Origin of the sequence: Enterococcus sp. AZ095b (assembly GCF_051714725.1) — a bacterium.
GTDB lineage: Bacteria > Bacillota > Bacilli > Lactobacillales > Enterococcaceae > Enterococcus_B > Enterococcus_B pernyi.
Map to the genome: position 1 here is coordinate 340,757 of NZ_JBIOSL010000001.1, position 12,928 is coordinate 353,684.

Annotated in this window: 14 protein-coding genes and 1 pseudogene; 13 read left to right on the top strand and 2 right to left on the bottom strand. The window is 34.7% G+C overall.

Annotated features, from left to right (window positions below; all coding sequences use genetic code 11):
• Nucleotides 1-112: 112 nt before the first annotated feature.
• The 12 genes and pseudogenes from IGJ99_RS01615 to IGJ99_RS01670 all read left to right on the top strand — a co-directional run.
• Complete coding sequence (locus tag IGJ99_RS01615; RefSeq protein ID WP_224434452.1) at nt 113-712, top strand: NUDIX hydrolase N-terminal domain-containing protein; 600 nt, start codon at nt 113-115, stop codon at nt 710-712.
• A gap of 68 nt (nt 713-780) precedes the next feature.
• The gene (locus IGJ99_RS01620; RefSeq protein ID WP_023519026.1) at nt 781-1,233 is read left to right on the top strand and encodes a MarR family winged helix-turn-helix transcriptional regulator; all 453 of its coding nucleotides are present in this window, start codon (nt 781-783) and stop codon (nt 1,231-1,233) included.
• 13 nt (nt 1,234-1,246) lie between these two features.
• Nucleotides 1,247-1,774 (top strand): GNAT family N-acetyltransferase, encoded by a 528-nt coding sequence (locus tag IGJ99_RS01625; RefSeq protein WP_438770483.1) that lies wholly within the window; start codon nt 1,247-1,249, stop codon nt 1,772-1,774.
• A 3-nt stretch (nt 1,775-1,777) separates the two neighbouring features.
• Complete coding sequence (locus tag IGJ99_RS01630) at nt 1,778-2,488, top strand: B3/B4 domain-containing protein (protein ID WP_438770485.1); 711 nt, start codon at nt 1,778-1,780, stop codon at nt 2,486-2,488.
• A gap of 219 nt (nt 2,489-2,707) precedes the next feature.
• A complete protein-coding gene (locus IGJ99_RS01635) occupies nt 2,708-3,118 on the top strand; it encodes a glyoxalase/bleomycin resistance protein/dioxygenase (protein ID WP_023519027.1) in 411 nt (136 codons plus the stop codon).
• Entirely contained in the window at nt 3,099-3,359 is a 261-nt protein-coding gene (locus IGJ99_RS01640) for a hypothetical protein (RefSeq protein ID WP_019724093.1), read from the top strand. The genes IGJ99_RS01635 and IGJ99_RS01640 overlap by 20 nt, the downstream gene beginning before the upstream one ends.
• A 226-nt stretch (nt 3,360-3,585) precedes the next feature.
• Nucleotides 3,586-4,896 carry an NCS2 family permease gene (locus IGJ99_RS01645; RefSeq protein WP_224434454.1) on the top strand — a complete coding sequence of 437 codons (1,311 nt, stop codon included), beginning with the start codon at nt 3,586-3,588 and terminating at the stop codon, nt 4,894-4,896.
• Between the two features lie 975 nt (nt 4,897-5,871).
• Complete coding sequence (locus IGJ99_RS01650; RefSeq protein WP_194179661.1) at nt 5,872-6,387, top strand: hypothetical protein; 516 nt, start codon at nt 5,872-5,874, stop codon at nt 6,385-6,387.
• A 391-nt stretch (nt 6,388-6,778) separates the two neighbouring features.
• Complete coding sequence (locus IGJ99_RS01655; RefSeq protein WP_347082699.1) at nt 6,779-8,098, top strand: IS4 family transposase; 1,320 nt, start codon at nt 6,779-6,781, stop codon at nt 8,096-8,098.
• Between the two features lie 268 nt (nt 8,099-8,366).
• The gene (locus IGJ99_RS01660) at nt 8,367-9,080 is read left to right on the top strand and encodes a P-loop NTPase fold protein (RefSeq protein ID WP_438770487.1); all 714 of its coding nucleotides are present in this window, start codon (nt 8,367-8,369) and stop codon (nt 9,078-9,080) included.
• Nucleotides 9,081-9,381: 301 nt separating this feature from the next.
• Nucleotides 9,382-9,630 (top strand): WxL domain-containing protein, encoded by a 249-nt coding sequence (locus IGJ99_RS01665; protein WP_010736456.1) that lies wholly within the window; start codon nt 9,382-9,384, stop codon nt 9,628-9,630.
• A 171-nt stretch (nt 9,631-9,801) separates the two neighbouring features.
• Nucleotides 9,802-10,056, top strand: a pseudogene (locus IGJ99_RS01670) (DUF7006 family protein); the annotation flags it as partial.
• A gap of 292 nt (nt 10,057-10,348) precedes the next feature.
• Here IGJ99_RS01670 and IGJ99_RS01675 read toward each other — a convergent pair.
• Entirely contained in the window at nt 10,349-11,356 is a 1,008-nt protein-coding gene (locus tag IGJ99_RS01675) for a PLP-dependent aminotransferase family protein (protein WP_438770489.1), read from the bottom strand.
• Between the two features lie 127 nt (nt 11,357-11,483).
• Nucleotides 11,484-11,693: a GntR family transcriptional regulator gene (locus IGJ99_RS01680; protein WP_438770491.1), complete on the bottom strand. Its 210-nt coding sequence runs from the start codon at nt 11,691-11,693 to the stop codon at nt 11,484-11,486.
• A gap of 602 nt (nt 11,694-12,295) precedes the next feature.
• Here IGJ99_RS01680 and IGJ99_RS01685 point away from each other — a divergent pair.
• Nucleotides 12,296-12,682: a hypothetical protein gene (locus IGJ99_RS01685; protein WP_224434458.1), complete on the top strand. Its 387-nt coding sequence runs from the start codon at nt 12,296-12,298 to the stop codon at nt 12,680-12,682.
• Nucleotides 12,683-12,928 lie beyond the last annotated feature (246 nt).

Below are 12,928 nucleotides of genomic sequence, written 5' to 3' on the forward strand. Positions count from 1 at the left end.
CATCCCTCCTTTTAAAACAAATTATAACACAATCCTTGACTTACATAAGCGGTTTCTTGTAGTTTTGGAGTAAGAGATAGCAACGCGGATTTATCGAAAGGAATGAATCAAAATGGCAACAAAAATCGAACAATACAAACGCTTATTAGCGATAGCAGAAGCCGGTCTCTTCTATGGCAAAGATCCATTTGACGAAGAACGTTACCAAGAATTGAAATCGATTGCTTTATCTTTATTGAGTAATGGCGAAAAGGAAATCGAAGAACAGCTTGCTTTTATTTTAGACCAAAATGAAGGATATCCCACACCAAAAGTCGATGTGCGTGCCTTCATCAAACAAGAGAATAAGATACTGCTAGTGGAAGATAGTCATACAAAAGAATGGGCATTGCCAGGTGGTTTTGCAGAAATCGGCTATTCACCAAAGGAAAATATTGGAAAAGAGGTGAAAGAAGAAACCGGGCTAACGGTGACGGTGGATCAACTACTGGCAATTTTTGATACCAATACCCGAAAAGATATTCCACAAGCCTTTCAATACTATAAAGTCATTTTTGGATGTTCAATCATCGGAGGTTCTTTTATCACGAATAATGAAACTTCAAATAGTGCCTTTTTTGCATTGGATGATTTGCCTATCCTTTCCCAAAAACGGACGACAGAAGAACAGCTTGCGATCTTAGCGAAAGGTGATTTGCCTTACTTTGAGTGATCAATATATTTTTGTTGCATTTGCAACAAAAATCAGTACAATAAAAGTACAACTAAAGGAGAGAAGAGATGGCTGAGATCATAAGAGAAATTGGCGCGATAGCACGAGCGTTAGATTCGATCAGTAATATTGAGTTCAAGGAAGTCGCTTTGACGAGGGGGCAATACCTGTATCTCGTTCGCATTTGTGAAAATCCAGGCATCATTCAAGAAAAAATAGCCGAAATGCTTAAAGTCGATCGAACGACAACTGCCCGTGCGCTGAAAAAGTTGGAAAGTAATGGCTTGATTCGACGGGTAACTGACGAACAGAACAAGAAAAACAAAAGGTGTTACCCGACAGCCCAAGGAGAAGCACTTTATCCGATGATCATCCGAGAACACCATTATTCTACGAAAGTCGCTTTAGCTGGCTTGTCTGAAGAAGAAATCCAACAGTTGGAAAGATTATTGACACACGTAAGGAAAAATATCAGCGAAGACTGGAATTTTGTAAAAAAGGGCAATAAACGCCTGTATTGAAAGGGATGTTGGAGTGGAGAAGGTAGAAATCAGACCGATTGTGGGGAGTGAAGTGGAACGTCTCCAAGCTATCAGCATTGAAACGTACACAGATACTTTTGGTGAATATAACACGCAGGCAGATATGGATGCATATCTTTCGCAAGCGTATGATTTGCAGCGATTGACAAAAGAACTGATCCAGCCAGACTCAGCTTTTTTCTGGGCGCTAGATCATGGCGAAATTGCAGGTTATCTAAAACTGAACATAGGAAAAGCACAATCCGAGGAAATGCCTGAGGATCATCTAGAAATCGAACGGATCTATATTCGACCACCCTATAAGAAAAAAGGGATCGGCACTCACTTGATGAACTGGGCGTTGGCTCAAGCGAAAGCACAGGGAAAAACAGCTGTGTGGTTAGGTGTGTGGGAACATAATGATCCAGCCCAAGCTTTTTACCGTAAGCATGGTTTCATACACCGAGGACAACATGTGTTTTATATGGGCGACGATGCACAGATCGATCATATCTTAGTCAAAAAAATCAATGAGGTGTAACGAATGAAAAAATTTGTAGCAGATCCATCATTTTGGGAAGTGTTCCCAGAAGCAAAAATCGAGATCCTAACGGTAGAAGGGATCAATAACGAAGTCGTTGAAGAAAACAAAGCAGATTATTATGACAAATTGAATCGTGCTGCTAAAGAAGCAAGAAATTATTTAACAGAAGAACCTTTTAGTCAAAATGAAGTGATTGCACAATGGCGTCAAGCGTTTACCAAGTTCAAGACAAAAAAAGGCGCACGTTCATCGATCGAGGCACTGCTAAAAAGAGCCAGTCAAGGTCGCGAATTTGTCCCGATCAGTCCGTTAGTGGATATCTATAATAGTATCTCTTTGCGCTTTGGCGTACCCTGTGGCGGAGAAGATCTTGACACAATCGTTGGGGATCTTCATTTGGGTAAAGCTCAAGGTGGAGAAAATTTCTTGCCATTAGGCGCAGAAGCAGATGCGCCCGCATTACCAGAAGAAATCATTTATTATGATAAAGAAGGCGCAGTTTGTCGCTGCTTTAACTGGCGTGAAGCGCAACGGACCATGTTAACGAAAAAAACGACGAACGCTGTGTTGGTGATCGAGGCAGTCAACGCACAACAAGCAGAAGTTGCCGGAAAAGCAATGACTGCTTTACAAGAAGACATTGAACGAACATTTGGTGTAACGAGTACTAGACAAACAGTGACGAAAGAACAACCAGAAATCACTTTGTGACCGGACACGTAGTAAATAACCAAAACGATGGAGTCACGCGTAATCTTCAAACAATGCAAACTTGAAGATTGCGGGTGATTTGTCTTTTGATAGCTTAACACGAAAATAAGCAACGTTTGCTCGATCATCTTGTGCTTAATAGCAGTGACTTCCACTAAGTGTGTTTCTGCTTTCGTGCTATAATGAAAACAAGCTTTTATTTAGAGGAGGCGTTGTCAAATGATCCATAAATCTCGTGTCATGCTATATGTTGAAGATGTCGCGTTAGTCAGTCGGTTTTTCGTTGAGCAATTGAAGGCAGAAATCGTTGAAACGTTGGAATTGCCAGAGGAATATCAAAGCATTGTCTTACGTATGTCGCAAGAATTGGAGTTGGCTATTTTTCCTCGGACATTCGTTGAACGATTTTCACCAGAAGTGTTAGGTCCACCACCGTCTATGATTTTCTTTACAGATAAGTTTGATGAACTTTACGAACAAATCGAAACAGCTGGTGAAATTTTGGAGAATAATGGCTTGTTGACGTTTAACTTTTCCGATCCTGAAGGAAATTTTTTTGTGATTGCAAAATTAGAATCGACAGAAAAAGTAGATGAAAGGGAGACAGAAGATGAAAATCTCGATCACTGAAACACTTGAAGATTATTTCAAAAAGCAACGGATGAAAAAGAGTGATAAATTGAGAATGAAGAATTTGAAATCTGGGAAAAATCCTGCCAAAGGATGGAATAAAATGGTCGATACAGGCTTCGGTGGTTTAAATTCTTTAGATTATCGTGGGAAAGGGAGTAATTTACCGATCAGCCAAATCGACAATCAGCAATTTCGTGCGGAAGAACAAAAGCGAATCGGTAAAGAAACCCATAGATAGAAGCTTCTTCAACTATTGTGTACTTAGTTTTATTTATTAGTAATCGACATACTTTTCTCTAAATGAAAGCGGAATAGGTAAATAGTAATGTTCGGATTTTTGATTAAATCCGAATTTTTTGTTTACTTATTTCTATATTTGGGATAATATTAAACACGTTGTTTTATTAATAAATCTAATATAGTAAGAACTTTTTTATAAATGTTCGGTTTTAGGGGGATGAACGATGAAGGAAAAGATACTTTCCTACTTCGAGATTGACGCACTGAATACGACGGTGAAACGTGAGATACTGGCTGGGTTTACGACATTTATCTCTATGGCATATATCTTATTTGTCAATCCAACAGTACTTGGTGCTTCGGGGATGGATGAAGGGGCAGTGTTTACTGCGACAGCATTAGCCAGTGCCATTGGCTGTATTTTGATGGGGGTCGTTGCACGCTACCCGATTGGAACAGCACCTGCGCTAGGAATCAATGCCTTTTTTGCTTACTCAGTCTGTTTAGGTATGGGGATTCCATGGGAAACAGCATTGGCAGGGGTGTTTGTCGCTTCGTTGATTTTTATTTTGATCACCATTTTTAAATTACGTGAAATGATCATTGATGCGATTCCAACAGACTTGAAGTTTGCGATTTCTGGCGGGATTGGTTTGTTTATTGCCTTTCTAGGCTTGAGTGAAGGTGGCTTGATCGTGGCAAATGAATCAACTCTTGTTGGCTTAGGTTCATTGAGTGTCGGTTCCACTTGGTTGACGATTTTTGGTTTGATCGTTACTGCGGTATTGTTAGTTCGTCGCGTACCAGGAGGGATTTTTATCGGAATGGTAGCTACCACGCTTCTAGGACTAGTCACTGGACTGATTCCTATGCCTTCACAACTTGTTGCGGCAGCACCTAGCTTGAAACCTACTTTCTTAATTGCATTGAAACACGTTGGTGATATCAATAGCTTACAAATGTGGGTAGTCGTTTTGACGTTCTTGTTAGTGACATTCTTTGATACAGCTGGAACATTGGTTGGCCTAGCAAACCAAGCCGGTTTCATGCAAGATAACAAAATGCCACGTGTTGGGAAAGCATTGGCTTCGGATTCTACTGCGATGTTAGCTGGTTCATTGTTAGGAACATCGCCAGTTGGGGCTTTTGTTGAGTCATCCGCAGGGATCGCCGTTGGTGGACGATCTGGACTAACTGCAATCACAACAGGGATTTTATTCTTGTTCGGGTTGTTTTTCTCACCATTATTATCAGTCGTGACTTCTCAAGTGACTGCACCTGCGCTGATTTTAGTTGGTGTGTTGATGGCCCAATCATTACGTCAGATCGAATGGGGAAAAATGGAGATTGCGATTCCTGCTTTCTTGATCTTGATCGGTATGCCGTTGACTTATAGTATCTCAGATGGGATTGCATTAGGATTCATCTTTTATCCAATCACCATGCTAGCAGCAAAACGTGGCAAAGAAGTCTCACCAATCATGTACGCGCTATTCTTTGTCTTTATAGGATTCATGTGGATCTTGAATGTTTGATTGATTTAGGTAGAACTTGAGTGTTCATTCGCTTTTAAAAGAGTGTGGGACAGTCCAGTTGCCCTTTCTCAAAAATAAAAAACGAGTCTGATTTTGATGTTTTTTTGTCAAAATTGGACTCGTTTTTAGTCATATACACACTTTTTATCCATGTGTTGCCCTAATTTCCTTAGATCTAGTGCCATGAGCGTCAATCTGATATCACTCGCCCACGTTAGTGAAAAATTTAGCACCCCCAAGTGAGCCTTTAGATGACCGGTCACTGGTTCGACGAGTTTGTGACAGAAGTGTTTTGACCTGAGCAGTAAGATAGAAAATTGAAAAATTACTTTTTATATTTGACAATTTTTTAGCTTAATGTTGAAGGAGCCGGTTTGCAAACACCGTTTATTCGGTTTTAAGGTATGCAACAAAAAATGAATTTTATTTTTTGTCCCACCCACAAATCGAACCGTTGAAAAATAAGGACTAGAATATGACGACATGAAATGAATCGATCTTTACGATAATAATCGTTTGAAATATATGTGGTCTTTTGAATACACGGATAAAAACTTTGTTAATTACGTAGCAGCAACCCCACAGTTCAAGTTTATACGATTAGTTGAAGAGATAGTTCTAACGACAATCGGCAATTTCCTTAACTATGTACCTGATCAAAATAGGTTAGAAAAAATTCGTCCTAGCTTGATTGCTAAATAATGCAAGAAGAGGTAGTAAATAAAGTGACGATATTTAATAGATACAAAGATGATAAATATTTTTAATATTATAATTAAGCTAACTCGATAGGTAATATTTGCTTGTTGAGTTATTTTAATTTATTTTTTTAGTTATTTTATAAAAATAATATTTTTAAATAACCCTATTAAGCGAAAATGTCATTAAAACAGCATATTTTGATTAATATATTTTTCCGCTATATAAGTATGTTATTGTAACGATTGTAACAAATACAATTTGAGGAGTGGAAAAATGAAAAAGAAAATTACTGTTTTAGTTCTTAGTTCTTGCATGTTATTATCCACGTTGGTTCCAAGTAGTGTTGCATGTGCAGAAGAATTTATTGATGAGTCAACTGTAGTGGAGACTGTACATACTCCAGAGATGCCCCCTGGGGTTTACGCTGAAGTACATGAAGATGGAAGTATTTCTGTTGTAAAGACAGACCCAATGCTCAAAGCTAATGTATCTCGATGGGGTAGTTCATTCTACACGAACGTTGCAGTTTCTACTGGTGTAGCAACTAATGCAATTAATACAGCATTTTATTCAGGAATTGGTTCAGTATTGGGAATTTTTGGGGTAGTACCTCTGTGGGCTTTACAAGGACTATTAAATGCGGTTGGTTGGACTCAAATGGGATCTAAACCTGGTGCGTCGGTCGCTAAACTTTGGGATAAGAATAAAAATGGGTGGATTGGGTTCTATTTCCAAAGAGGTTACGATGCTGCTGGCAAAGAAGTGGCTATTAGGTATAGTACACTTTAAATATGAAATTCAAAAAATTTACTGAAGACCACCCATATTTAACCGTAATCTATTCGGGATTAATTGGAAGTGCATTTGGGATTACTGTTGAATATATCGTTAATCGAGATTTCAGACCTAGTGGAATTTATAGTCTAATATTTTATTATGTAATTGGATTATCTTCAGTAAAATTTAAGTCCAGAAAAAAATGAGTACTGTAAAACCCAAAATTATTAATTAATCGTTTAGTCCAACAGGGTATACTTCAATGTCATTAAGTTAAGGAAAAAAGCAGGAAAACATTTAAGTTTCCCTGCTTTATTTTTTCTATGTAAAAGGACACTCTCTTGATACAATTATTTTAACAATAATAAAACGTCATAGCGCTACTTATTCTGGAGGTGCCCTTATGTCTAATACCATCAACATTTCATCCACACTTCAAGCAGCTCATAAAATCAAACAAAATTTAGAAGATCAAATTCGCTGTATTACAAATCAACCTGAAATTTTTGCTCAATCTCCGCTTGATTTTTCACGAAATAGAAAATTATCTTTTGAGACCACTCTCAAAATTATTCTCTCTTTCGGTGGACAAAGTCTTTCTAGTGAATTACTCTCTTACTTTGATTTTACACTTCAAACGCCAACTGCTTCCGCATTTGTACAGGCTCGAAGTAAAATAAAGATTGAAGCTTTCAAACAACTCTTCTACCGAACCATTCCTTCAAGTAACCAAAACAAGCAATATAAAGGGTACCAACTATTGGCTCATGATGGCTCCGATATTAATATTCCTTATGATGAAAACGATCCTGAATCCCATTACACCATCGGAAAGTTTGATAAATCTGTAGGATCTTTTCATCTCAATGCTTTATATGACCCATTAAATAAATACTATGCATCGGTAAACTTCCAAAAAATTAGACAGCTAGACGAACGGAGCAGTTTGTGTCAAATGGTTGATGAGTTTACTTTTGAAAAGCCGACAATTATTATTGCAGATCGTGGTCATGAGTCATTTAACGTGTACGAACATATTAGAAAAAGTGGTCAAAAATTCGTAATTCGAGTAAAAGATACCAAAAGTAATGGCTTTCTTAAAGGACTTGGATTACCTCAAAAAGGAACATTTGATAAAGAGGTTAACCTTTGGTTAACAAGAAGACAGACCAATAAAATCAAAGCTGACAAAAGCTATCAATTTGTGCGTAAAAAAGCCAGCTTTGATTATCTCCCATCCGATTCAAAAGAAAGCTATCCCGTTAGTCTCAGAGTCGTTCGGATTAAGTTGAGTGAGGATAGTTATGAATCTTTAGTCACGAATCTTGATTCCTTCACTTTTAAAAGCGAAGATTTAAAAGTACTTTATCACTTACGCTGGGGAATTGAAACTTCCTTTAGAGAATTAAAATATGCCTTAGGTTTAAACCAATTCCACTCAAAGAAACTAGAGTTTATTATTCAAGAAATTTACGCTCGTCTCATTATATACAACTTTTCAATGGAAATTGCTCAGGTAGTGGCGTTATCAGCTCCTTTAAAGCAGTTCTATCAGCTTAATTTCACACAAGCTATAGGCATTTGTAAAAGATTTTTTCTTGATCAAACCGTCAATGTAGAAATTTTGATAAGAAGATATCTCCTCCCCATACGACAGAATCGGAGTGACCAGAGAAATATAACAAAAAAGAAATTTGTTGGTTTTTTATATCGTATTGCCTAATATTATAAATCGGACTATACCATATAGGACGTTTTTTTGTGTTGCTTAAAAATATAAAATTGGTCAAGTTAATAAGAAAAAAGCGATATACTTGAGACTATTATTTACTTTTTTGCCTTAACTTAATGACATTGGGGTATACTTTGTTGGGCTTTTTAGATTTCTTGATATATTTGAATTATAAAATACAAACTATGTTGGGCTATAGAAACTAAAGTATCAGTTAGAATTGCTGTTAATTTTGATAAAATGTTTGTTGGAATATAACATGAAAAGGAAGGGAGGTAAGGGGGAGGTAAGGGACATAGAAAAAATCGAGTTAGAAACAATTGATATCACAGAATCAGCAAAGAAGTTTTCCGAATTAACTAAAGAGAAAAAAACATTATTTTTAAATGGACCATGGGGATCTGGAAAGACCGAATTTCTAAATAAAGTGGGAAGTGAAGCAACCGGAAAAAAATTTATATACTTGAATTTATGGGAGTTAAAGGATGAGAGAACGGTCATTCATATAGGATTTAGCCAATTATTTTCTGGTTGTTATATATTTACTAGATTTCTTTTTATACTGAGTGTAGCTATATCAATTTTAGCAACTCCAGCTATTAAATTAGGATTAGAAGAAGTATTCCTGGGCTTTATTATAAAAATAGCCGGAAGTATAGCTTTAGTAGTAGCAGTTGGCCAGTTCTTAAAAGTCAAATCAGATCAATTATTTTATTCCATATTAAAATTTCATAGAATAGATATATTTCTTCAAGATAAAGTATTAGTTGTAGATGATTTTGATCGTGTGTCTGTAGATACACAAAAAGAAACATATAAATTATTCAATATATTGCATAATCGATTGCCAATAATTTTTGTGGGTGATATTAATAAAATAGCTATGAATGGAGACAATTATTTGCAAAAAATTATTGATAAAAGAATCGATTTACCATATGTATTACATTCTCGAGATATATGGGCCAATTAATTTGGTAGGATAGAAGAAAAATTTAATCTTAGTTTACCAGAGGGGTTAATAGAATTATTCGTTCACGAAAATAGAAACCTACGCGATAGGTTACAATTCAATGATTATCTAAATCAGGAGTTATTATTAAACGCTAAAAAAGATCGTGTGCAATGTGCCCAACAATTAGTGGTAATATACATGTATTTATTTCATTATAGCAAATACTCTTTGTTATTAAGGAATAGGCAGCTTTCGCCTAAAAAAGATTATCTCGAAAGAGTTTTTTAGTGAACTGCTACAAGATAATGATGACTCTCCCGTGTCATTTGCTAAAAGTAGAGAGATATATTTTATATCAGAACCTGTACAAAGAATCTTACCAAATACAAGAAAAATATTACTACAAGCAGAAGGAGAATCTGGGACAGGGACGTGGATCTATCGGTTTGGTGATGCAGAAACAGCAAAAGAAAGTGTAGCACTCAATGTACCAAAAGGAGCGAATCCAGAAGCAACTACTTATTCGACCAAGTTGACGTGGGAATTAAGTAGTGTGCCTGACAATTAGAAAAGCATTCCATTTTCTCTCCTCTTACTATAAATTTACACACTTTGATAAATCAAAAAATTGCTATCCAGAATGATGATCTAAATACTGCAGCTAGATCCATAAAAATAAAGACAAAGGGAAAGGAGAATGTAAGATGAAACCACTCTAACAAAGGATGAATATCTACGCCAGTTTCAAGAAAGAATGTCACATGATAAAAAAGAAAACGAAGAACTGAATACGTATTTAACACAACAGTTCGAGGAACTCAATCAATTGATAAGCACGATTTCACCAGACAATTTTTGGGAAAATCTCCCTAAAATTATAGGGATTGATGCGAAACTAACACTAATGGCAGAAATAATTTGTTACGACTATAGTAAATTGCCAATAAAAGAGATTCTGCGGCTTGTGGAAACGGACTACCGTACGTATTTTTAGGAACTTTGTGGCAATGATCTGAGTGCAAACAATAAATATTCGATGGTATTTAATATAGTATAAATTTCTAAGAAAAGGAAACACTTAAGAACTATTTAGGTGTTTCTTTTGTCTACAGTATGTGAAAAGATAATTTCTTATTTTTTAGTATAGATATTAATAAAGATTCTATAGTGTTTAATTAAAATTTATTTGTTACTAACCAAACTATAGTTTATAGAAACGAACACTAATTAAAGCATATTTTATTTTTGATTATAAACGATACCTTATTGTATATATAAGTTACCTGTTAAATATAGAATTTTTGTTTTTTTGTAGCTCTACTACTATTTTGCCCAGTTTTTTTTATACCATAATCTATGTCACTGAAGGTAACTTTTGAAATACTTAAGCGAATTAAATTAGTTTCTTGAAATTTTGGTATAAAGCAATTATCTAAACTATTAACTAAGATTTTATTTTGTTTCAGAACATCAGCCAGTTCTCTAGAGGAGATATTATCTGGTAATTTTAAAGAGAAATAAAAACCAGTATCTGGAATGTAGGGATACATATTAGGAGGAAAATACTTATAACAGCACCTTCTCACTTCTTTCATTTTTAAATAATATAATTTTTTCATTTTAGTTAGATGTTGTACTAATATCCCATCTTCAAACTGATTAGCAATGATTTCAAGAGATAAAGAGGGCGTAGAAAAATCTCTACAAAATTTATAGTATCGAAAATCTTTGATTAGATCCTTTGGCAAAATAACTGTAGCAACACGTAATCCAGGAAATAAAATTTTTGAAAAACTTTTTACGTAAATAATTTTTCCATTGGGATTAAAAGTAAATATTGGATCAGATTTACTGTTAAGATCTAAGTCACCAAGAAAGTCATCCTCTAAGATATAAACATCATATTTATCAGATAATTCTGCAATTTTTTGTTTTGTTTTATTAGAATAAGAATGTCCTAAAGGATTATGAAATCTAGACATAATATAGAATAATTTAATGTCATTATTCTTAAAGATATCTTCTAATTCATCTAGATCAATATTATAGTTTTTTACAGAAATACCAATAACATCACTATTTGAAAGTTTAGCGGAGCATAAGGCTCCATAGTAGGAAGGTTGTTCAACTAAAATTTTTGTTTTTTTGTTCGGAAAAGGCATATTGATCAAAATATCAATTGCTTGCTGTGATCCAGTCGTAAATATTAGCCGATCTTTAGTTGTGAAAACTTGATGGTTAGATAAATCATCTAATACATATCGTTTTAGTCTGTCTGTCGTATTCTTATTCACATATGAGGATAGATCAATTTCCTTTATAGAAAGATAAAATTTTTGGAAGTTAATATAGAATTTTCTGGTTCTGCAGATAAAAAATCAATTATCTCTGTAGTATTTTTATATTTATTTGTTGGCTTAGCTAAAAAATATCCTTTTTTCGGAATTGAGTAGATAATTTCTTTTTTTTCAGTTCTTCTAGTACTTTGATAATTGTGTTTTTGCTACAAGAATAGAGAGAAGCTAAATTTCTAATAGAAAGTAGTTTTTCTCCAGGTTGCATATTATTTTGTTCTATGTTTATTTGTATTTTTTTTTCTAATTTTTTATATAGCATGGCTAATTCCTCCACTCTGTATGGGTACAGTTAATAAAAATAGGCATTTACCAAAAAAGAACACTGACATATTATTTGTACATAACGTAAAATAATTCAAATTTATAATAGGTTAGTTTAGTATTCAGTAAATTTAAATATTTAACAAATAAAAGAGAGAGGAGATCAAAATATTTTTTATTGTAGCATAATTTATGCTTTTTCTATTTGTAATACTAAATTATAGATTGCTTTATTTGCAATTTATAATTTAAGCTAAGGAATTTATATAAAGTTGATAATATTTACAGTTCATTAATTATTACAAAGATTATATGAGAAAATAATACCGTGAAACGAGAGGATTATGATCAAATTATTACGAAACGGAAGCATAGCTGGAATTCTAGCTTATACTTTATGGGGAATACTTGGGGTATTTACGTTACTTTTTTCTGACAAAAAAGGGTCATAACTCGATAGGTGGAATTTATAGTTTTCCCAAAGTACCTGAATACAATTTGAACCACCATATTGAAGTTACTAACTATCTCATTGAATCCATGGACTTGGCAAAGAAAAAGTCAACGTTTATACTGGCTCAATCGGAACGTAGGCAGATGTATGAGAAGAAGGATATGTCTAAAGCAAAAAAAGGAACACTGTTTCATGTTTCAGATTATGTTTTACGATTCGAAAACCAGATGGCAGAAGTTAGTAACTGGCATTTTGAAATTGAGCTAACACTTAAATCACAGAATCGATATACGAAAGCAATTTTTCCAAAGTATCTTCGGTTGCTTACACAAAAAAGAAATGCCCAATTGATTTATGTCACACCAAGCAATATAATTTATAACTCCTTAGATATGTTTAAAGAATATTTTATGCTCAAGAAACAAGACGAAGAGCTGAAATCAATCGATGCTTCTGCTTTTGATCGTCTTCATATTGTATCGAGTAAAGAGTTCAATGGAGTATTGAAAAAAATGTTAGAAGAAAATGATTTTATAAATGAGCGTTAAACTAATTTAAAGGATAAGTTTTTTTGTTGCCCCGACACTCCGACCACCACCACCGTTTACGGGGCAACAAAAAAAGGAAAGCAAGCTTTCCGGTTTTGGCATTTATGTAGTTTTTTTAGCAGTATCATGGTATAATCAGTATGTAAAGAGGAGTTGCGCTAACAACTCCCCTTAGCAGCACCGTTTAAGACGGTGACCGATTTAAATATATTTCAAAGAAAAATAATCGTCTACCGGCTAAAGCGG

Bases quoted from the DNA above. Each gene is read 5' to 3' on its own strand.
- IGJ99_RS01630 (WP_438770485.1), top strand. From the start codon at position 1,778: ATGAAAAAATTTGTAGCAGATCCATCATTTTGGGAAGTGTTCCCAGAA.
- IGJ99_RS01650 (WP_194179661.1), top strand. From the start codon at position 5,872: ATGAAAAAGAAAATTACTGTTTTAGTTCTTAGTTCTTGCATGTTATTA.
- IGJ99_RS01655 (WP_347082699.1), top strand. From the start codon at position 6,779: ATGTCTAATACCATCAACATTTCATCCACACTTCAAGCAGCTCATAAA.
- IGJ99_RS01645 (WP_224434454.1), top strand. From the start codon at position 3,586: ATGAAGGAAAAGATACTTTCCTACTTCGAGATTGACGCACTGAATACG.
- IGJ99_RS01685 (WP_224434458.1), top strand. From the start codon at position 12,296: ATGTCTAAAGCAAAAAAAGGAACACTGTTTCATGTTTCAGATTATGTT.
- IGJ99_RS01615 (WP_224434452.1), top strand. From the start codon at position 113: ATGGCAACAAAAATCGAACAATACAAACGCTTATTAGCGATAGCAGAA.
- IGJ99_RS01660 (WP_438770487.1), top strand. From the start codon at position 8,367: ATGAAAAGGAAGGGAGGTAAGGGGGAGGTAAGGGACATAGAAAAAATC.
- IGJ99_RS01635 (WP_023519027.1), top strand. From the start codon at position 2,708: ATGATCCATAAATCTCGTGTCATGCTATATGTTGAAGATGTCGCGTTA.
- IGJ99_RS01620 (WP_023519026.1), top strand. From the start codon at position 781: ATGGCTGAGATCATAAGAGAAATTGGCGCGATAGCACGAGCGTTAGAT.
- IGJ99_RS01640 (WP_019724093.1), top strand. From the start codon at position 3,099: ATGAAAATCTCGATCACTGAAACACTTGAAGATTATTTCAAAAAGCAA.